The sequence below is a fragment of the Rhizobium sp. NLR10b genome, assembly GCF_019685435.1.
In the GTDB taxonomy this organism is placed as follows: Bacteria; Pseudomonadota; Alphaproteobacteria; order Rhizobiales; family Rhizobiaceae; genus Rhizobium.
This window is the reverse complement of sequence record NZ_JABDWV010000017.1, coordinates 1-18242: the sequence shown is the minus strand read 5'-3', so window position 1 is coordinate 18242 and position 18242 is coordinate 1. Positions and strand designations below refer to the sequence as shown.

At 59.9% G+C, this 18242-nt stretch carries 23 protein-coding genes and 2 pseudogenes; 12 read left to right on the top strand and 13 right to left on the bottom strand.

The annotated features are described in order from the left end of the window. Nucleotides 1-90 precede the first annotated feature (90 nt). Together HJB91_RS31295 and HJB91_RS31290 are read right to left on the bottom strand one after the other, a co-directional pair. Complete coding sequence (locus HJB91_RS31295) at nt 91-858, bottom strand: alpha-amylase family glycosyl hydrolase (protein WP_409078108.1); 768 nt, start codon at nt 856-858, stop codon at nt 91-93. Further along, nucleotides 855-1769: an alpha-amylase family glycosyl hydrolase gene (locus tag HJB91_RS31290; RefSeq protein ID WP_409079593.1), complete on the bottom strand. Its 915-nt coding sequence runs from the start codon at nt 1767-1769 to the stop codon at nt 855-857. Before HJB91_RS31290 ends, HJB91_RS31295 begins: the two co-directional genes overlap by 4 nt. Nucleotides 1770-1936: 167 nt before the next feature. Between HJB91_RS31290 and HJB91_RS24870 the strand changes: the two genes are divergently transcribed. Both HJB91_RS24870 and HJB91_RS24865 read left to right on the top strand, forming a co-directional pair. Next, nucleotides 1937-2119 carry a hypothetical protein gene (locus HJB91_RS24870; RefSeq protein ID WP_221144719.1) on the top strand — a complete coding sequence of 61 codons (183 nt, stop codon included), beginning with the start codon at nt 1937-1939 and terminating at the stop codon, nt 2117-2119. Continuing rightward, complete coding sequence (locus HJB91_RS24865) at nt 2094-2618, top strand: DUF6766 family protein (RefSeq protein WP_311044187.1); 525 nt, start codon at nt 2094-2096, stop codon at nt 2616-2618. Before HJB91_RS24870 ends, HJB91_RS24865 begins: the two co-directional genes overlap by 26 nt. A gap of 65 nt (nt 2619-2683) precedes the next feature. On the opposite strand, the gene treZ is transcribed toward HJB91_RS24865, so the two are convergent. From treZ to HJB91_RS24840, 5 genes are all read right to left on the bottom strand, one after another. Further along, nucleotides 2684-4672 carry a malto-oligosyltrehalose trehalohydrolase gene (treZ, locus tag HJB91_RS24860; RefSeq protein ID WP_221156048.1) on the bottom strand — a complete coding sequence of 663 codons (1989 nt, stop codon included), beginning with the start codon at nt 4670-4672 and terminating at the stop codon, nt 2684-2686. A gap of 160 nt (nt 4673-4832) precedes the next feature. Then, complete coding sequence (gene preA / locus HJB91_RS24855; protein WP_210630160.1) at nt 4833-6146, bottom strand: NAD-dependent dihydropyrimidine dehydrogenase subunit PreA; 1314 nt, start codon at nt 6144-6146, stop codon at nt 4833-4835. 15 nt (nt 6147-6161) lie between these two features. Continuing rightward, nucleotides 6162-7523, bottom strand: a complete 1362-nt coding sequence (locus tag HJB91_RS24850) for an NAD(P)-dependent oxidoreductase (RefSeq protein ID WP_210630162.1) — start codon at nt 7521-7523, stop codon at nt 6162-6164. 413 nt (nt 7524-7936) lie between these two features. Further along, nucleotides 7937-8932 (bottom strand): sensor histidine kinase, encoded by a 996-nt coding sequence (locus HJB91_RS24845; protein ID WP_210631574.1) that lies wholly within the window; start codon nt 8930-8932, stop codon nt 7937-7939. Between the two features lie 193 nt (nt 8933-9125). After that, on the bottom strand, nt 9126-9920 hold the full coding sequence (locus HJB91_RS24840; protein WP_210630163.1) for a response regulator: 795 nt from the start codon (nt 9918-9920) through the stop codon (nt 9126-9128). A 246-nt stretch (nt 9921-10166) separates the two neighbouring features. Between HJB91_RS24840 and HJB91_RS24835 the strand changes: the two genes are divergently transcribed. Both HJB91_RS24835 and HJB91_RS24830 read left to right on the top strand, forming a co-directional pair. Beyond that, on the top strand, nt 10167-10373 hold the full coding sequence (locus HJB91_RS24835; RefSeq protein WP_011426508.1) for a NepR family anti-sigma factor: 207 nt from the start codon (nt 10167-10169) through the stop codon (nt 10371-10373). Nucleotides 10374-10382: 9 nt separating this feature from the next. Then, nucleotides 10383-10940, top strand: coding sequence for an RNA polymerase sigma factor (locus HJB91_RS24830; protein WP_011426507.1), 558 nt, complete (start codon nt 10383-10385; stop codon nt 10938-10940). Between the two features lie 213 nt (nt 10941-11153). Here the strand turns inward: HJB91_RS24830 and HJB91_RS24825 are convergent, their stop codons facing one another. The 4 genes and pseudogenes from HJB91_RS24825 to HJB91_RS31175 form a co-directional block, all read right to left on the bottom strand. After that, nucleotides 11154-11552 (bottom strand): hypothetical protein, encoded by a 399-nt coding sequence (locus HJB91_RS24825; RefSeq protein WP_221123487.1) that lies wholly within the window; start codon nt 11550-11552, stop codon nt 11154-11156. Nucleotides 11553-11561: 9 nt separating this feature from the next. Next, entirely contained in the window at nt 11562-11906 is a 345-nt protein-coding gene (locus HJB91_RS24820) for a DUF883 family protein (protein WP_210630167.1), read from the bottom strand. Between the two features lie 147 nt (nt 11907-12053). After that, a pseudogene (locus HJB91_RS24815) lies at nt 12054-12575 on the bottom strand (ATP-binding cassette domain-containing protein); the annotation flags it as partial. Continuing rightward, nucleotides 12557-12655 (bottom strand): annotated as a pseudogene (locus HJB91_RS31175) (hemin uptake protein HemP); the annotation flags it as partial. The pseudogenes HJB91_RS24815 and HJB91_RS31175, both read right to left, overlap by 19 nt. A gap of 176 nt (nt 12656-12831) precedes the next feature. On the opposite strand from HJB91_RS31175, the gene HJB91_RS24805 reads away from it, so the two are divergent. The 5 genes from HJB91_RS24805 (at nt 12832) to HJB91_RS24785 (ending at nt 15728) form a co-directional block, all read left to right on the top strand. Continuing rightward, on the top strand, nt 12832-13251 hold the full coding sequence (locus tag HJB91_RS24805; RefSeq protein ID WP_221144723.1) for a hypothetical protein: 420 nt from the start codon (nt 12832-12834) through the stop codon (nt 13249-13251). Between the two features lie 57 nt (nt 13252-13308). Next, nucleotides 13309-14631 carry an energy transducer TonB gene (locus tag HJB91_RS24800; RefSeq protein ID WP_221156047.1) on the top strand — a complete coding sequence of 441 codons (1323 nt, stop codon included), beginning with the start codon at nt 13309-13311 and terminating at the stop codon, nt 14629-14631. Nucleotides 14632-14730: 99 nt separating this feature from the next. Next, nucleotides 14731-15138, top strand: a complete 408-nt coding sequence (locus tag HJB91_RS24795; protein ID WP_221156046.1) for a DUF2325 domain-containing protein — start codon at nt 14731-14733, stop codon at nt 15136-15138. Beyond that, a complete protein-coding gene (locus tag HJB91_RS24790) occupies nt 15135-15404 on the top strand; it encodes a hypothetical protein (RefSeq protein ID WP_210630174.1) in 270 nt (89 codons plus the stop codon). Before HJB91_RS24795 ends, HJB91_RS24790 begins: the two co-directional genes overlap by 4 nt. Nucleotides 15405-15413: 9 nt before the next feature. Continuing rightward, complete coding sequence (locus HJB91_RS24785; protein ID WP_210630176.1) at nt 15414-15728, top strand: antibiotic biosynthesis monooxygenase; 315 nt, start codon at nt 15414-15416, stop codon at nt 15726-15728. Between the two features lie 68 nt (nt 15729-15796). Here the strand turns inward: HJB91_RS24785 and HJB91_RS24780 are convergent, their stop codons facing one another. Both HJB91_RS24780 and HJB91_RS24775 read right to left on the bottom strand, forming a co-directional pair. Beyond that, a complete protein-coding gene (locus HJB91_RS24780) occupies nt 15797-16168 on the bottom strand; it encodes a DUF423 domain-containing protein (protein ID WP_221123482.1) in 372 nt (123 codons plus the stop codon). Next, on the bottom strand, nt 16165-16560 hold the full coding sequence (locus tag HJB91_RS24775) for a group II truncated hemoglobin (protein ID WP_210630179.1): 396 nt from the start codon (nt 16558-16560) through the stop codon (nt 16165-16167). The genes HJB91_RS24780 and HJB91_RS24775 overlap by 4 nt, the downstream gene beginning before the upstream one ends. A 165-nt stretch (nt 16561-16725) precedes the next feature. On the opposite strand from HJB91_RS24775, the gene HJB91_RS24770 reads away from it, so the two are divergent. The 3 genes from HJB91_RS24770 to HJB91_RS24760 all read left to right on the top strand — a co-directional run. After that, nucleotides 16726-17289 (top strand): TetR/AcrR family transcriptional regulator, encoded by a 564-nt coding sequence (locus tag HJB91_RS24770; protein ID WP_221123481.1) that lies wholly within the window; start codon nt 16726-16728, stop codon nt 17287-17289. 18 nt (nt 17290-17307) lie between these two features. Continuing rightward, on the top strand, nt 17308-17649 hold the full coding sequence (locus tag HJB91_RS24765; protein WP_064804454.1) for a multidrug efflux SMR transporter: 342 nt from the start codon (nt 17308-17310) through the stop codon (nt 17647-17649). 187 nt (nt 17650-17836) lie between these two features. Next, a partial coding sequence (locus HJB91_RS24760; protein ID WP_221156045.1) for a ThuA domain-containing protein occupies nt 17837-18242 on the top strand: 406 nt, incomplete at its 3' end.

Here is an 18242-nt window from a genome sequence, read left to right as displayed (position 1 = left end):
TATGCCGACATAGGGTCCAACTTTTCAACGCGTTCGATATCGCCGACGGCCGTCAACCCGTCGGTTGTTTAACAGGCTGGTCCGAGAGCTTCACTTACATTCTATCGCGAAGGTTTCGTACGGCTTGAGCTCAACGGTTTCGCCGATCGTGTGCACCGGTTCATAATTGCAGATCAGGCATTCTCCATGGATCGCCAGCTCTGTCGGCAGACTTACCGCAATTTCGCGCGGCGTGAAATTGGCGACGACAATGATCCAGCTCCTGTCGAGCGTGCGGGTATACACGAAGACATCGGGGTGTTGGTCGAGCCAGGACCGGTACTCCCCATAGACAATGGCAGGGTGGGTTTTCCGGAGAGCGATCAGCTTGCGATAATGGTTCCAGATCGACTTTTCGTCCTTGATGGCGGCTTCGGCGTTGACCTTCGGGTAATTGGGATTGACCTCGATCCAGGGGGCGCCTGTGGAAAAGCCGCCATAGGGGGCAGCACTCCATTGCATCGGTGTGCGGGCGTTATCGCGGCCGTTCTCGTTTGCTCCGCGGATGAATTCCTCCGGTGAAAGGCCGGCCTCCACGTGCAGCCTGTGCATGTTGATGGTTTCGATATCGCGATACTGTTCGATCGAGGTGAAGGGGACGTTCGTCATGCCGATCTCCTCGCCCTGATAGACGAAAGGCGTGCCTTTCAGGAGATGCAACACGGTCGCCAGCATCTTCGCCGACTCGACGTGATAGCCGCTGACATTGCCGTAGCGCGAAACGGCGCGCGGCAGATCGTGATTGCCCCAGAAGAGCGAATTCCACCCATCTTCGGATAGAGCAAGCTGCCACTTGCTGAGCACGGTCTTGAGATTCACGAGGTCGAACGGCTCGGGCGCCGTTTGCCATAGACCGCGTCCCATTGCTGGGTGACGTGCTCGAACTGGAAGATCATCGAAAGTTCCCGGCGTTCACGCCCGGAATAGAGAAGGGCCGCGCCGGGCGTGGCGCTCCAGGCTTCGCCGACGGTCAGGATATCGCTGTTGCCGAAGGTCCTGGCATTCATCTCCTGCAGATAATCGTGCAGATGTGGTCCGTCCTTGACGAGTTCCTGATCCACCTGCTTGCGGAAATAGTCGATGACATCCATGCGGAAGCCGGCAATGCCGCGCTCGAGCCACCAGTTCATCATGTCATAGATTTCCGCCCGTACCCTCTCGTTCTCCCAATTGAGGTCCGGCTGGCGGCGGGAAAACATGTGCAGGTAGTATTCGCCGGTGGCGGGATCGAGCGTCCATGCCGGCCCGCCGAAGGAGGATTTTAATCTGTTTGGCGGTCCTCCGTCCGGGGCGGGCTTGCGCCAGATGTAGAAGTCGCGGAATGGATTGTCGAGGTCTTGGCGGGATTGAAGAAACCACGGATGCTCGTCGGAGGTGTGGTTGACGACGAGGTCGAGCATGATGCCGATCCCCCGGTCTTTCGCCTCAGCCACCAACTGGTCAAAATCTGCGAGCGTGCCAAACGCGGGGGCGATGTCCCGATAGTCGGATATGCAGTAACCATTGTCGTCCATCGGCGACTTGTAGATCGGCGACAGCCAGATGATGTCGATCCCGAGCTTCTTCAGGTAATCGAGCTTTGCGGTGACGCCGGGAAGATCGCCGATGCCATCTCCGTTCGAGTCGCAGAAGCTGCGCGGATAGACTTGGTAGACAGTTGCCGTATGCCACCATTTCGGTTGGAGAGGTGATCGCACGGGACCTCCCAGCGATGTCGTGGACTGATCCATCGGAGGCTTTCCTACTTGTTTGGGATCTTGGGAGAACACCGATGACGCCCGCGGGTTCCACCGGGCCGGACCTTCATCCGGTTTCCCGCGGCCTCGGTGGACCTGGAACCCCCTCCTTCGGGGACCGTTAGAAGGTGTGCAAGAGAGATTAACGGGAGACCGTCGCGGTGCCGAACCGAATCAGCAGCTGGTATGAGGGCGCGGTGATCCACATCCACAATGTCGGGCGCAATCAGCGCGAAATCATCGAAGTCTACGGACATGAGGTGCTGCCCGCTTTCAGGTCCGGGGCGACGGCTGCTGCATCTCGCAATACGGGGGAACGTGAAGGACAGGCCAGGATCAGCTGATGAGGACCTCAAATGCGGCTGCTCTCGCACTCTGCGCACCAGTTGCCTGTCCAAAGGAGGTATCATTTTCAAGAAATACGCCTACGCCTGGATCACCGTCGGCTTCTTTCTGTTTTCGCTCGCCGGCCATTGGTTATTTGGCTGGTTTGCTTTTGTCGGGGAGCAGCAGAGCCACGGTCAAGCCGCTGATATCGATGCCTATCTCATGGAGATGGGCAGAGACACCTTTGAAAATTGGCAGTCCGAATTCCTGCAACTGCTCTGGCAGGTCGTCGGTCTTGCCTACTTTCTCTACATCGGATCTCCGTCTTCGAAGGAAAATGATGACCGCGCGGAAGCGAAACTGGACGCTCTGATCCGATTAAATGCCGGAGAAAGGGCTGAAGCGAGCATCGCCGAAATTGATAAGCACTTCATGAGAACCGGTGGACATGCGGGACCATACGCCCACGACCTGGAAACGCGCAGGGGGCCTGAGAGGATCGGCGGCGCCACCTGAACTGGCCTATGAAGCGCAGCTGCCGATAAGCCCCGCTTCATGGGACGGTTATGCGAGGTATTGGATCAGAGGCCGGCGTCTTCTGCTCGCGAAATGCCGGCTTGCCAGCGCTTCACGGGTACTCCTGAGGCGTTTCGCCGGTTCCCGACTTTTACAGGTGCGAGGACCAAAGCGATATCTCCGTTCAAGACCCAACGCTTCTGGAAATCATAGGGCCGGCGTCCGCTGCCACCATATGAGGGATCTTCACTCGACCACGAGAGACACCATTGATGACCTTGCGGTGAAGCAAAAAGCGGATCCGGCAGACTGTCGACCACGAGATCATTGCCGAAGTTGATCAGCAATAATCTCTCATCAGACGGTTTTTCCGCGAAGAACCTCAGGAGGAAGGCGGTGCTGGACAAGAGACTGCCGTCCAACTGGCCGTCACGGGCGCACGCCTGGCGAGAAAATGCCTTATCTGTCTGACGCAGATTCAGCAGGTCGCGATGAAGCTGAACGATCGCCGCGTTCCTCTCCCATTCGGCCCAATCAAGCTTCACCTTGTCGAACGTCGCGCGAGCACATGGATCAGCCATGTGTCTAATGAGTTCTTCATCCCTCAGGTTCGGGAATTGGCTGATAAAACTACGCCGTCCCTGCCGTACGATGTCGGCAATTTCTCCGTCGTGATCGGCGAAATAATAGAACGGAGAAGAGGAACCAAACTCCTGTCCCTGAAAGAGCATGGGCGTCTGCGGCCCCAGCAACTGGAGCGCCGTCAGGGCTCGAAGTCGTGCCGGAGACGTTATGTGGCCGATTCTGGCTCCTATGCCGGAGTTGGCGACCTGATCGTGATTTTGGAGAAAATGTACGAAATTCCACGGTTTGAGGTCGAGCCCGGCGGCTCCCCGCGGCCGATCCTGCCAATCATATCTTTGTCCCTGAAACAGGCAGCCATACTTGGCGGCAGAAACGAGTTCCTGAGCCGTACCGCGATGATCATGATAATAGGCTTCATTGCGGCCCGTCAGCGCCACTGTCGCGGAGCGGTGGAAATCCTCATTCCACAAGGCGTCCAGCCCATGCCCTCCCACCTCAGCCGGCCGCACCATATTGGTTTGTTGCGGCTCATTTTCGCTGACGAGATAGATTTGACGCTGTCTCGCTGCTGCGCGAGCTTCCCTGGCGATGACCGTGACGATGTGTTCGCGGCTTGAGTCGAACAAGGCCTGCGTTGCATCGATGCGCAATCCATCAAAATGAAATTCGTCGATCCAATAGGCCGCGTTCTTTGCGACATATTCGCGAACGCCACGGCTGTTCGCACCATCGAAGTTGATCGACTTGCCCCATTCGTTCGAGTAACGCTCGGTGAAATAGTCTGGTGTGAATTCGCAAAAACGCTCGCCTTTACCGAAGTGATTGTAGACCACGTCGATGATCACCCCCATGCCGATCCGGTGGGCTTCGTCGACGAAGGCGCGCACATCATCCGGTGGTCCATAGAGCCGGGTGGGAGCATAGAGCAACGTGCCGTCGTAACCCCAGCCGAACTCGCCTTCAAACTCGTTGATCGGCATTACTTCCAGGCAGTTGATGCCAATCGACCGAAGTCTTGCCAGTTTTTCCCGGGCTGCCGCAAAGGTGCCGTCCCTTGTGAAGGTGCCGATGTGCATCTCATAGAGAGCAGCTCCGGAGGCGCGGATTCCCTGCCAATCGTGGTCATTCCACTGATACTGCGCCGGATCCACGACAACTGACGGCCCGGATGGACCCTTCGGCTGAAAACGCGAGGCAGGATCGGCAAGAAGATCACCTGCATCCCCAAAGTGAAACCGGTATCGCGTCCCTGCAGCCAGGCCGGGCAGATAGAGGCAGAAGTAGCCGTCGTCCTCCGCCGGCATCTCGTATTCGGAATTTTCCTCGATGACGGCGAAACAGCGTTCTCTGGCAGGGGCCCATAGTCGGAACGAAACGCCGCCAGCATCAACCTCCGCTCCGATCGGGAGGCGTCGGCTCGAACTGGGGGACACCGGTTTCGACTTTTCGCTGTTTGAGTGGTCGTGCATGGCTCTCTCGTGGAGATCGCCTGCGCTAACTTCGGCAGCCTCATGATGTTCCCAGAATTGCTTTCCGCCACCTTTCGGGGCCGCCCATCAGGCTCAAAATCCGCATTTGCAATACAGCGCAACGCCGCGGACCGAACCTGTCCGCGGCGTCGCGAAGCAGTCACTCCGCCGCTTGGCGGGCCATCGGATTATTCGGGTGGGTCGTCCAATTGGCGTAGTTCGGATCGACGACGCGGCCGGTGCGCTTGTCGAGGGTACCGGCAGCAAGCGGTTCCATGGTGATGCAGTTCTCGACCGGGCAGACGTTGACGCAGAGATTGCACCCGACGCATTCCTCTTCGATCACCTCGAAATGACGCAGACCGTTGACGACATTGGTAATTGCCTGGTGCGAGGTGTCCTCGCAGGCGATATGGCAGCGGCCGCATTTGATGCAGGCGTCCTGGTCGATCTTCGCCTTGGCGACATAGTTGAGGTTCAGATATTGCCAATCGGTGACGTTGGGCACGGCGCGGCCGGTAATGTCGTCGAGGCTACGATGGCCCTTTTCGTCCATCCAGTCGGAGAGACCCGTTATCATCTCCTGCACGATCTTGAAGCCATAGGTCATCGCCGCGGTGCAGACCTGGACGTTGCCGGCGCCGAGAACGAGGAATTCGGCTGCGTCCCGCCAGGTAGTGATGCCGCCGATGCCGGAGATGGGCAGGCCATAGGTTTCCGGATCACGGGCGATCTCGGCCACCATGTTGAGGGCGATCGGCTTGACCGCCGGGCCGCAATAGCCGCCATGGCTGCCCTTGCCACCGACCGTCGGGTTGGGGGCGAAGTTGTCGAGATCGACTGACACAATCGAGTTGATCGTATTGATCAGCGAAACGGCGTCGGTGCCGCCGGCCTTGGCGGCGCGGGCGGGACGGCGGATATCGGTGATATTGGGCGTCAGTTTGGTGATGACGGGCATGCGGGTGTACTGCTTGCACCAGCGCACGACCATCTCGATATATTCCGGCACCTGGCCGACGGCCGAGCCCATGCCGCGCTCCGACATGCCGTGCGGACAGCCGAAATTGAGTTCGATACCGTCGGCGCCGGTCTCTTCGACCAGCGGCAGGATCGCCTTCCAGGCCTGTTCCTCGCAGGGCACCATGATCGAGGCGATCAGCGCCCGATCCGGCCAGTTCATCTTCACCTGCTTCATCTCACGCAGGTTGGTGTAGAGGTCGCGGTCGGTGATGAGCTCGATATTGTTGAGTCCCAGCAGGCGGCGGTCGGCGCCAAAGATCGCGCCATAGCGGGGGCCGTTGACGTTGACGACGGGCGGGCCTTCCTCGCCGAGCGTCTTCCAGACCACGCCGCCCCAACCGGCCTTGAAGGCGCGCTCGACGTTATAGGCCTTGTCGGTCGGCGGCGCGGAGGCCAGCCAGAACGGGTTCGGGGATTTGATGCCGACGAAATTGTTGCGGAGATCAGCCATTGTTCATTCTCCCCTTCAAGCAACCGCGACAGCCGGAACGGCTGTTGCGGAGAGGGCGCGATGGATGGATTCAGCCGCGTCGCGGCCGTGGGCGACGGCGGAAACCGTGAGATCCTCGCCGCCAAAGACGCAGTCGCCGCCGGCCCAGACGCCGTCGAGCGAGGTGCGGCCTTCGGCGTCGACGGCAATGCGGCCGGACTCCATGCGCAGCGAACCGAGGCCCGCGGCATCAAAGGTCTGGCCGATCGCCTTGAAGATCTGGTCGGCGGCAATCACGCCGGTCTCGCCGGTGCCGACGAGGCGGCCTTCGAGGATTTTGGTATATTCCACTTCGATCGCGGCAACTTTGCCGTCCTGCGACAGGATCGATTTCGGCGCCAGCCAGTGGCGGATGATGACGCCCTTGGAACTGGCCAGATCCTGCTCGTATTCCGAGGCGTTCATGTGCTCCTTGCCACGGCGATAACAGATCGTCACTTCCTCGGCGCCGAGCAGCTTTGCCTGCACGGCAGCGTCGATCGCCGTCATCCCGCCGCCGAGCACGACGACCCGGCGGCCGATGGCAATGTCGCTCTTGTCGTCAGCCTGGCGAAGGGCGGCGATGAAATCGACGGCGTCGTCGACGCCGGCTAGGTTTTCGCCCTCAATGCGCAGGGCGTTGACGCCGGCAAGGCCGATGCCGAGGAAGACGGCGTCATATTGCGCCTGCAGATCGGAAAGCGAAAAATCGCGGCCGAGGAGGGCGCCTTGCTTAACCTCGATGCCGCCGATCGACATGATGTAATCGACTTCCCGCTGGGCGAAATCGTCTACTGTTTTATAGGTGGCGATGCCGTATTCGTTGAGGCCGCCGGATTTTTCCCTGCCGTCGTAAATCGTGACGGAATGACCCTTCACGGCCAGGCGATGTGCGGCGGCAAGGCCTGCCGGGCCGGCGCCGACGACGGCAATCCTTTTGCCGCTCGCCTCTGCCCTGATATAAAACTGTTTGCCGGCCTGCATGGCGGCATCGGTCGCATAACGCTGCAGGCGGCCGATTTCGACGGGCCGTTCCTCGGCCGTATTGCGCACGCAGGCCTGCTCGCACAACTCTTCGGTGGGACAGACGCGGGCGCACATGCCGCCGAGGATGTTCTGGTCGAAGATCGTCTTTGCCGAGCCGAGCGCATTGCCGGTCGAAATCTGGCGAATGAAGAGCGGAATGTCGATCGAGGTGGGACAGGCCGTCATACACGGCGCGTCATAACAGAAATAACAGCGGTCGGCGGCGACCAGCGCCTCATGATTGTCGAGGCGCGGATGCAGATCGGAAAAATTAGCGTCATACTCGGCGGGCGAAAGCCGGCCAGCATGAATCCCGGTTTCCAGTCGTTCCATTGAAGTTCCCTCATTATTGGTAAACGGCCTGTGAGGGAAAGCGTAACTCAGGTTTAAAAATTTATCAAACGGTAAAATTTTGACGGATCCTCCTGGAGAGGGTGCCGGTAAATCGCTGTTTTTTAACGTTTAATTTCTTCAGTTTTGACCGATGATTTATCTGAAGATGCGGCGAGGGAAGAGCATCAGAAAAAAGATTAAAAAAGGACGATTTTTTTCGAATGCGAGGGAACCAAATCCTGGCTTCGCCGTTATTGCGATATCCGGATGGTGATCGCATCGACCCAACATGCGCGCCCCCAACCCACTATCCGGACGTACTCACGGTCCCCTCCCGGTGAGTGAAGACAGCCGGTGCGCCGCCCTCGCACCGGCTGTTTTTCTGTTGCTGACAGGCCTGTCGTTTCCGGCTATCACACACGCTTGAAGATCTCGAATTCGGTTTCCGGAATGGTCAACCGATATTCGATGCGGCCGGGCACAAGGCTCAATTCCGCTTTGCCGTTGACAGACGAGGGCACGACACGCTCCAGCACGGTGCGGCCGAAGCTGTTGTCGCTGAATTCATGGACCTCCGACTGATCCTGCAGCACTTCGGCCCAGGCGATCTCGATTGCCTTCCTGTCGTTGATCATCGCCTCGCGGCAGTTCAACGTGATTGAGGCGGCGCCGCCTGATATTGCCCCGTAGGAAGCGGAGTTGACAATGAGCTCGTGGAGGGCGAGGCCGAGATGCACGGCGGCATTCGGCGTCAGATGGGCATTGATGCCGTAGATCGGCATGGAGCCTGATGTCTCCGGCCAGTAGGGAGCGAACTGTTTTTCAGCGAGCTCGAAGAGATAGGCGCCCCGCCAGCTTGAATCCGTGACGAGGTCCTGGGAATTGGAAAGCGATTGCAGCCTGCCGCGGAACTTGAGGAGGAAGCTGTCTAGCGAGAGCGTGTTGCGCGCTGTTTGGGTCGCAATGCCCTGAATGATGGCGAGAAGGTTCTTCGAACGGTGCGATAGCTCACGCAGCAGCGATTTCAGCACTTTTTCGCGATGCCGGCTCTCAGTGACCTCCGTCATCACGGACAGAAGTCCAAGCGTGCTGCGGTCGCCAGTGCGTTGGATCTTCAATTCATAGGTACGCATTTCGCCGTCGACATCGATTTCGACCTCGGCATTGTTGGGAATGCCGGTCTCCAGCACCTTGCGTTTCAGCGCCGTCAGATATTGCCCATGGACATCGCCGAAAAGGGCGGCATCACTGCCGCCGGGCATCAAAAGCGCTGCGAAATGCGGCGGCAGATTTTCGGCGTAGAAGATTGAAAGCCGGGCGTCCTGGCAGAGGATCGAAATCCCGGCGCTGCCGAGCGCCCGCTCCATCATTGCGGCTTTGCCTTCGAAGGTGAAAGGCGTGCCCGACAATGGTTCAGTCGTATTCACTCGGCCGCCTTTCCTTGTGACATCTCGGAGCGTCGCTGAACGGAACGCCCCGCCAGAAACCGCCTGCCAACTCTAGAATAAAGCGCTGCAAAAACCGTTAAAGTCATCGGGGCACCCCGGTAGCACCGGAACGCCTGTCTCGGCGGTTTGGTTCCGAGAACCGGAAAATTGCGTCTCAGGCGGCTACCTTGGTCGATTCATTGAAGAAAAGCGCTTGGCTGATCAGGGCCTTGACCATGTCGGGGTTGAACGGTTTGGTCACGAGGAAAGTGGGTTCGGGGCGCTCACCCGTCAGAAGCCGTTCCGGGAACGCGGTGATGAAGATCACCGGCACGCTCGACGTCTTGAGGATGTCGTTGACCGCGTCGATGCCGGAACTGCCGTCGGCAAGCTGGATGTCGGCGAGCACCATGCTCGGCTTCGTCTTGTTGTAGAGCGCTACGGCTTCGGCATGCGTGCGGGCAATGCCGGTGACGCGATGGCCGAGGCTTTCGACCATTTGCTCTATATCCATGGCGATCAGCGGTTCATCCTCGATGATCATGATGTCGGTTGCGACCTGACGGGAGATTTCCTGCGAGGCCTTGTCGAGCAACTGCATGACATCCTGTTCATCGAGTTCGAGGATTTCCGCGATTTCTGCAACGCGGAAATTCTCCACTGAAGCGAGCAGGAAGGCCTGACGAGCGCCCGGCGAAACCTTGGACAGGTTGAGCGTGGCGCGCTGTTCCCATGCATAAGGGGAGGTCGGCTCTGGAATCTGGACCGCAGTGGAACCAAACAGTTGCGTGAACAGTTTGTAAAGCGCGACCCGGTCATTTGGGGTATCCGGAAAGATCGACAGGTCGGCTATAATGGCTTCGAGAACGGCGGCGACGTAAGCGTCACCTGAAGTCTGAGTGCCGGTAAGGGCGCGGGAATAGCGACGCAGATAAGGAAGGTGCGGCGCAATTCGAGTAGAAAGTGTCATCAAGGGCTCCCGTATGCAGGCCGGTCGTAGGTTCAATGGGCGGTTAACGCTTCCTTGGTAAAAAAGTTCCGGAACGGCAGGAACTTTTTTTGTCGCGCCGCATTATCCCACCCGACGAAGAAAGGGCGTAGCATTTGATCCATGCCGCGGCAAATATCAGCGATATCGATAGTGGAACGGTCGGTGTCGGTGGTTGATTTCTTGATTGCACGCCTCTGGAACAGATAACGGTGAGAAGACGAGTTGATGACTACACGCAATAAAGAGGCGGCGGATCAGCGGAAGCTGGAGCTGCGGGCAAGCGATATTCTGGACCCGAACAACCAGATCGGCGTCAAGCTGCGGTCGCTCTATGCCGCGGCACAGGAAGAGGCGATCCCCGATCGTTTTCTCGACCTTCTCGAAAAGCTCGACCATGCTGAAATGATGGCTTCTGCCAAGATGGCCGAATAGGATCGTCGCATGGAAGAGAAACTGCAACCCAGCTTCAAGCGGGAATTGCTGGCGGCCCTCCCTAGCCTTCGCGCTTTCGCCATTTCGCTGATCGGACGGCACGATCGCGCCGACGATCTCGTCCAGGATACCATCATGAAGGCCTGGGCCAAGCAGGACCATTTCGAGATGGGCACCAATATGAAGGCCTGGCTCTTCACGATCCTGCGCAACGAACTCTACAGCCAGATGCGCAAGAGCGGCCGCGAGGTGCAGGACAGCGACGGGCTGTTCACGGAATCGATGGCAATGCATCCCTCCCAGTATGGCGCACTCGATCTGCAGGATTTCAAGAAGGCGCTCGATCAGCTGCCGCCGGACCAGCGCGAGGCGATCATCCTCGTCGGCGCCTCGGGATTTTCGTACGAAGAGGCCGCCGAGATCTGCGGCTGCGCCGTCGGCACTATCAAAAGCCGCGTCAACCGCGCGCGGCAGCGCCTGCAGGAACTGCTGCAGATTTCAGGCGAGGCCGATTTCGGCCCCGACGCCACTTCGGCGCCGCTGACCTCGAAGGCTTTTGCGTTCTGAGAGGTGTTGCATGTGGAGCCGATCTGCTCTTCGGGGCACCGGCTTTTGCCTCGGTGGGGCCGGGAAACGGCGCATCCGCGTAACGGTTGCTTGTGCGAGGCACCAACTCTCCACCTTCATTCCTGCCTTCGGGTCAAAGCCCGAGGACAGGAATGAAGGAGGTTAGCGTGGTGCCGCTATCGATAATCGCACGCCAAGCTTTGTGGCCCTTCCCTAATCCTCCCGCTTCGAACCCATAAGATTGGCCGCGACGATGGCGGCCAGGACGCCGGCAGTGAGCAGCGGTTGGGCGCGGACGAGGCCCAGTCCCACCGTCGCCAGAGATTCCAGCGCCGCACGGCGATCGCGGGCGCGGCGAGCCTCGCGGGCGTTGATGATAGACATCACCACCAGCACGATGATTGCGATCAGCATCGCGCCGACGGCCAGGAAGAAGACGGCGGCGAGCGGACCGTAGATGCCGGCGAGCCAAATGGCGCCGGCGGCCACCGCCAGCGCATAGGCCGTGAGGAGGAAGAGCGCGGCAAGCGCGATGAAGATGCTGTTGCGTTTGACGCGCGCGACGGTCCGATGCACGCTTGCGCCCATCAGCAGGCTGAGGATCGAGAGCATCGTGCTTCCTCAGCGACGGGCGAGGAAGGCGATGGCCAAGCCGAAAGCGGCAGCGGCGCCGATAGTTGCCAGCGGATGTTTGCGCACCGTCTCGCGCATTTCGGTGGCTCCGCGCTCATAGCCGTGCTGCAGTTCGCGCAGCAGATCCTCGCTGCGGCTGAGCAGTTCCTCATAGCCAGCGTTGGCCTGGCTGCGAATCTTCTCGCTCTGGTGGCGCGAGTTCTTGCCGACGAGGCGCGTCAATTCAGCGAGCTCGTCGCGCAATGCCTCGATCTGTTCTTCGATACCGGATTCGAGATGGTGGAAGGTGCCGTTGCGGCGGCTGCGGCCGGACTGGAAAATAGAATAGCTCATGGCTGTCTCCATTGGCTGGGGCGCGCGCGAGCCCGCCTGTTTCGCACGAGGGTCACCACCGTCCGTTGCATGAATGATGTCGCCCGGCATTGACCCAGATCATTGCCGACAACGTTTTGACAGGGCAAAAGTTCCGCCCGCGCAGGCTCAGGGACAGGAGCGGGCGCTGTGGGCAAGCACGAAAGGCGTGCCATCAGCCGGCGGCGGCGAGCCGACCGGATTTCATCAGCACGATCCGGTCGGCAACGAGTGCTGTCAGGTTGAGGTCGTGCATGACTGCGATGACGCCGCCGCGTTCGCAGAAATTGCCGGCGAGCGTCACGATGGTCAGCTGGTGGCTGATATCCAGACCGGAGACCGGCTCGTCGAGCAGCAGCCAGCAGGGCTTGCCGTCGACGACGGTTCGGAAATCTGGCAGAGCACGCGGGCAAGCTGCACGCGCTGCTGTTCGCCGCCCGAAAGCTCTTGGTAAAAGCGGCCTTCGAAGCCGACATGGCCGACGGAAGCGAGAGCGGCGGCGGCCGTCTGATCTGATTTGTCGGGGCGCAGGTTCAGGCCCAAGGTGAGGCCCATGCGGACGATCTCGCGCAGGGTGAAGGGAAAGGAAATGGTGCTTGCCTGCGGCAGCACGCCGTCAACGGCGGCAAGCTGCCGCGGAAAAGATCCGCGCTTTCGACGATCCGGTGCTGCGCCGCAGGCTCTAAGGGCAGTGGCACATGCTTAAAGGTGTCTGGCTTTTCAACCATCATTTCGGCAGGCAATTCCGTGGTACCGGGATCTGAAGGCCTCCGGTTGTGTTTACAATTAACTTGACTTGCTTACTCATAGTTTTTAAAAGACGCAATAGGAGACTAAAGCAGTCAAGTTTTTGAGATTGCTGATACGAAGCCGTCCGCTGACGGCTCGCGACAATGCGGAGAAGATTATGACGGGTGGGGTTGCGGCCGTAATGGCCGGCTTGGTGGTTGCAACCGTGGTCCAGGCGCAGGAGGCGGCGCCCGCAACCTCTCTCGATGTCGAACTGAACGCGCTGGCGCCTTCGCAGAAGGGCTGCATGATGACCTTCGTGGCGCTCAACAAGCTGTCCTCCGCCATCAACAAGGTTTCCTTCGAGCTCGCCTTCTTCAATGACAAGAATGCCGTCGACCGCATCACCGTTCTCGACTTCCGCGATCTGCCGCAGGGCAAGAAGCGCGTGCGCCAGTTCGACATGCCGAATGTCAAATGCGAGAGCGTGACCCGCATCCTCATCAACGACACGCCGGTCTGCGACGGGCCGGTCGCCGGCGAATGCATGAAGGGTCTCGTCACCCGCTCGCAGATCTCCGTTCCTTTCGAAGGATGAGAAGACGCCGGGGATGAACCCCGGCGGACATGTTTCCGGCTGTCCGAGGCGTAAAGAATGGCGATTTCAGCGAAATCCGGATCGGAACACGTGCTCATCGGGGAGGAGAGTGCCGACACCAGCCTGAACGACAACACGCCCGGCATGCACCCCGGCCACGAGCTTCCCGAACTGCGAAACGCGCAGCGGCAGCCGGCCGGCGAAACGGTGATCCACTATACGCATTTAGCACATATCTCTTCCTTTCCCGGCCATCCGGAAGCCGAACCGGTCGCTCACGTTTCCGCGCCGCCGATGGATGCGGCGGTGGAGAAGCAGGAAGACGATCAGAAGCCGGTGCGGCGGCGGGTGGCGCTGACGTGTGTCGGTTCGTTCTTCTTTCATGTCGCGCTGGCCGTGGCGCTGCTTGTCGTTATGCCCAAGCCTTCTGACGAGACACTGGTGGAAGCAGGCGAAGCGATCAGCGTCATTATGCTCGGCAGTTCTGATGCGGATCAAAGCGCAGCCGGCGAGACCGATGTCACGATCCAGCAAGAAATCGTTCCAGAAGCTGTCGAACCCGATGAGATCAAACCGGTAGAGACAGCAGAGGTGCAGCCGGAGGCCGTCCAGCCGACCGATGCGGAGCCTGTCGAAGCTGTTCAACCGGCGCAGGAGATTACACGTCACTCAGCGGAGACGGTGACGGCTGCGGAGCCGGAAGTTCTTGTATCGGAAACCCCTGCGGAAACTTCAGTCGTACAGCCGATGTCAACGGTGGTGCCTGAACAACCGGTGGACACTCCGGTGATGTCTGTCGAGCCACCTGTGGCGGCCGCGGTGCAGCCCGAGCAGGAAGAGATCAAGCCTGTCGAGACGGCCGCCATCTCTCCCGAGCCGGAACAGCCGGCAGAAATCGTTACGCCAGCGCCGAGACCCAAGCTTGAAAAGCCAGTGGAAAAGAAGCCGGTGGAAAGAAAACAGCCGCCGAAGAAAGCGCAGGGCTCGGAGGGCGATGCCAAACAAGAAGCGCGCAGAGGTGTGGCAGATGGGCAGGCAGACGCCAATTCCGATAACAATTCACGGACATCGGGCGGTGGGAATGGAGCCGGCGCCGCGTCGGAAGCCAACTATAAGGGCAAGCTCGTTGCACGATTGTTCCGTTGCGTCGATCGGATGGAGGCGCGGTATCGGAGGGCTCGCGCCAGCTTAACTGTTCGCATCACCGTCAGCCGCGGCGGCGATATCACAGCGTCGGGCATCGTCCGCGGGTCAAGCTTGCCAGATGTGGATCGTGCCGCACTTGCCAGGGTAGCTTCCTGCAATCTTCCGGCTATGTCCGATGACCTGACGGCATCCCAGCGCACATACACCTTTCCGGTTGAGGTCACTCCGCGATAAATACAATCAACTTTATACTTTACTCCAAAAATCAAGTTTAATAAGGTCCGTCCGCACACGCAGGAATCGTGTGACGATCAACCAGCGAACGGGTGGCATATGGCTCGCAAGGGCAAGAAGGGATCGAACCGGGAGGTCCGCGAGACCGCGGGCGCGGAGGCCGGACAGGCATCCAACGGACGATCCAAACTGGGTGGCCGCAGTTTTCTTTATGTCGGCGGGCGTGACTGCCAGGTGGCGCATCTGCGCCAGATCGCCAGCAATTTCGGCGCCGAGCTCATTCATCACGATGGCGGCCTGCGCGAGGCGGTCTCCCGCATCGACACGCTGCTTCCCTCCGTCGACTGCGTGTTCTGCCCTATCGACTGTATCAGCCACGATGCCTGCCTGCGCGTGAAGACCGGCTGCAAGAAGTTCAGCAAGGCCTTCATCCCGCTTCGAAACGGCAGCAAGTCCAGCCTGGAACGTGCGCTGCAGACGATGAACGAACGAGACACTTCCCGATGAACGACCAGCGCCTCGACGGCTTCACCATGATCGGCCTGCACAAGCTCGCCGCGCAGAGCGGCGACGGCCTCGTGCCCGAACTCCACGAACTGTTCCAGCAGCACACCGCACGCCAGCAGCTCCATCAGAATGTGACACTGTTCCCGACCTGGGAGGCGCGCATGCCTGGGGAGGCGGCCACGAGACCGCTTGGCGCGGCTGCGGCAAACGGCAATAATGTTCTCGCCTTTCCCTCGCCTGCTGCGAAGGCGGCCAAGAAGGCGTAAGGAGATTTCATGTATATCGCAATGAACCGCTTCAAGGTCGTAACCGGGACCGAGGGCGATTTCGAGACGGTCTGGCGCAATCGGGATTCCAGCCTCGCCGAGGTCCCCGGTTTCGTCGAATTCCGCCTGCTGCGCGGCAAGGCCAACGAAGAAGAGGGCTACACGCTCTATTCCTCGCACACGGTCTGGAAGAGCGAAGACGATTTTCAGAACTGGACGAAGTCTGAGAACTTTCGCGCGGCGCACCGCAATGCCGGGGACCGCAAGACGATGTACAAGGGGCCGCCGGTTTTTGAGGGTTTTAATGTGGTCGACGGGATTTAAGGCTTGGCCCTTACGGAATGCCGGTGCCGCCTCCTCCCTCTTCTCCCCGCTGGGGAGAAGGGGTGACTCTACGCTCTGACCCGAAACACAGCACCCGCCGCCACGGCCAGCCAGCCGAGCATCATCGCCCATCCACCGGTCGGCGCGGCATAGGGGAAGAGGCCAGCGCCGGAGAAGCGGAGCGAGACGAGATCGCCGGCAAAGAACAGTGTTCCCACGATCATCAGAAAACCGGCCAGCCCGGCGGTTTTGAGCCTGGCGATGCCGAGCGCCAACGCCAGCAGGGCCGGGGCGTGCGCAAGGCACATGGCGGATGCAGAAGCCGCAAGGTTTGCCTCGCCCCCGCCATGGGCGGCAAGGGCGGCGAGCGCCACGCCGGCTGCGCCGAACAGGCCGGCAAAGAGATAGAGCGCCGGCTCCAGGCGCGCGTTGAGGCTCATGACTCTTCCTTGTTTTGCATGTGATGGGCGAGGCGTTCGACCGGCGCCCAGATGAGATCGCGCAGTGCCTGGCTTGATATCGTCTCGTCGAGCGCGCGGCGGAAGCAGAGCAGCCATTCGTCGCGCTCCACCGGCCCGATCTCGGCAACGAAATGGCGGCTACGCAGGCGCGGATGGCCGCGCTTGTCGGTATAGAGCGGCGGGCCGCCAAGATAGCCGCTCATGTATTCGTAGAATTTTTCTTCGCTGCCTTCGAGGCTCGGCGGGTGCGCGGCGCGCACGTTGCTTGCCTGCGGCAGCGTATCCATCAGCGCGTAGAAGCGATGCGTCAGCGCCCGCACGGTGGGATCGCCGCCGATCGCTTCATATAGAGTGGTGACCTTCTCCGTCACGGAACCATCCCCGGTATTATCTCATCCCCGGCTCTTCATGCACCCGATGGAAAACGATCGCAACTGTCATCAAGGTGCCGCGGCATTTCGCGCATAGTGCCTGTGGGGCATGCGCTTACGCCGATTCTTCTTGACAAAACCGTCCGGACGGTATCTTTATCTCGCATGTCAAACGCTCATCATCGCAAGAAGCAACCCGCTCTCGTGCGCCAGCAGTTGCTGGAGGTCGCCGCGCGTCTCGCTGCCAGCGAAGGCATGGCGGCCGTGACGCTCGATGCGGTTTCCGCTGCCTCCAGCGTCAGCAAGGGCGGCTTGCTGCATCACTTCCCGACAAAGAATGCGCTGCTCGACGCGCTGTTCGAGAGCCTGCTCGAAAGGTTCGATGCCGATATCGAGGAACTGATGCGCGGCGATCCCGTGCCGCAGGGCCGCTTCACCCGCGCCTATCTCAATGCGGTGTCCGGTCTCAAGGACCGTCCCGACGATTCCAGGAGTTGGACGCAGGTGACGATCGCGCTTCTCGCCGAACCCCGGCTGCGCCTTCGCTGGCGCCAATGGGTTCAGGCGCGGGCCGAGGAATATGTCGGCACCGACTCCTCGCTCGATGCACAGATCGTGCGCTTCGCCGCTGACGGGCTGTGGTTCGCCGATACGTTGGAGAGCCATGACATCAGCAGTGCTTTGAGGCTGAATCTCATCAGCCGTCTTGTCGAGCTCACGGGAAAGTAATGCGAAAAGGAATTCGTCATGAGCCAGGCCGCCATCTACGGGCTGCTCTTTGCAGCCATCGTGCTCGAAGTCATCGGCACTACGGCGCTGCAATTGTCGCAACAGTTTACGCGCATCGGGCCGACGGCGCTTGTCGTCGCGTGTTATGCCGCGGCCTTCTATTGCCTATCTTTGACGCTGAAGAGCATTCCCGTCGGCATCGCCTATGCAATTTGGAGCGCTTTGGGAATCGTGCTGATTTCTTCGGTTGGCCTGATCTTCTTCAAGCAGCGCCTCGACCTGCCGGCCATTGTCGGCCTCGGGCTGATCATATCGGGCGTCATCGTCGTCAATCTGTTCTCTAAATCCGTTTCTCATTGATTTCATTGCTATATTTCAGAAAGTCCTCTGGAGTCTCACGGAAGAAATTTTCCCCTTTGTCAAACCCCTGACAAAGCGATATGTGTTGCTCGGACGTGGAGGAGATAGAGGCGCACCCAAGCGCCTTTTTCCAAAGCGCTTTGAATTTCCCGCCTGTCGATACTTCCGGCTTCCAGAGGAGCACATCATGACCATACGCACCGTCGTCTGGGGTGAAAACATCCACGAGAATACCAATGCGATCGTCCGGGGCATCTACCCTGAAGGCATGCATACGACGATCGCCAATGCGCTGAATACCGATGCCGGCATCTCGGCGACCACGGCGACGCTGCAGGAGCCGGAACATGGGCTGAGCGAGGCCCGGCTTGCCGAAACCGATGTCTTGACCTGGTGGGGCCACAAGGATCACGGCGCGGTGTCAGACGTCGTCGTCGAACGTGTAGCCAGGCGCGTCTGGGAGGGAATGGGCCTTCTCGTGCTGCATTCCGGCCATTTCTCCAAGATCTTCAAGCGGCTGATGGGTACCCCCTGCGCGCTGAAATGGCGCGAGGCGGGCGAGCGCGAGCGGCTGTGGACGATCAACCCGCGCC

Coding starts and splice junctions, on each gene's coding strand:
- HJB91_RS24835 (WP_011426508.1), top strand. CDS start 10,167: ATGACTACACGCAATAAAGAGGCGGCGGATCAGCGGAAGCTGGAGCTG.
- HJB91_RS24825 (WP_221123487.1), bottom strand. CDS start 11,552: ATGCTCTCGATCCTCAGCCTGCTGATGGGCGCAAGCGTGCATCGGACC.
- HJB91_RS24790 (WP_210630174.1), top strand. CDS start 15,135: ATGAACGACCAGCGCCTCGACGGCTTCACCATGATCGGCCTGCACAAG.
- HJB91_RS24785 (WP_210630176.1), top strand. CDS start 15,414: ATGTATATCGCAATGAACCGCTTCAAGGTCGTAACCGGGACCGAGGGC.
- HJB91_RS24805 (WP_221144723.1), top strand. CDS start 12,832: ATGACGGGTGGGGTTGCGGCCGTAATGGCCGGCTTGGTGGTTGCAACC.
- HJB91_RS31290 (WP_409079593.1), bottom strand. CDS start 1,769: ATGGATCAGTCCACGACATCGCTGGGAGGTCCCGTGCGATCACCTCTC.
- HJB91_RS24850 (WP_210630162.1), bottom strand. CDS start 7,523: ATGGAACGACTGGAAACCGGGATTCATGCTGGCCGGCTTTCGCCCGCC.
- preA (WP_210630160.1), bottom strand. CDS start 6,146: ATGGCTGATCTCCGCAACAATTTCGTCGGCATCAAATCCCCGAACCCG.
- treZ (WP_221156048.1), bottom strand. CDS start 4,672: ATGCACGACCACTCAAACAGCGAAAAGTCGAAACCGGTGTCCCCCAGT.
- HJB91_RS24770 (WP_221123481.1), top strand. CDS start 16,726: ATGTCAAACGCTCATCATCGCAAGAAGCAACCCGCTCTCGTGCGCCAG.
- HJB91_RS24800 (WP_221156047.1), top strand. CDS start 13,309: ATGGCGATTTCAGCGAAATCCGGATCGGAACACGTGCTCATCGGGGAG.
- HJB91_RS24765 (WP_064804454.1), top strand. CDS start 17,308: ATGAGCCAGGCCGCCATCTACGGGCTGCTCTTTGCAGCCATCGTGCTC.
- HJB91_RS24795 (WP_221156046.1), top strand. CDS start 14,731: ATGGCTCGCAAGGGCAAGAAGGGATCGAACCGGGAGGTCCGCGAGACC.
- HJB91_RS24840 (WP_210630163.1), bottom strand. CDS start 9,920: ATGACACTTTCTACTCGAATTGCGCCGCACCTTCCTTATCTGCGTCGC.
- HJB91_RS24830 (WP_011426507.1), top strand. CDS start 10,383: ATGGAAGAGAAACTGCAACCCAGCTTCAAGCGGGAATTGCTGGCGGCC.
- HJB91_RS24780 (WP_221123482.1), bottom strand. CDS start 16,168: ATGAGCCTCAACGCGCGCCTGGAGCCGGCGCTCTATCTCTTTGCCGGC.
- HJB91_RS24820 (WP_210630167.1), bottom strand. CDS start 11,906: ATGAGCTATTCTATTTTCCAGTCCGGCCGCAGCCGCCGCAACGGCACC.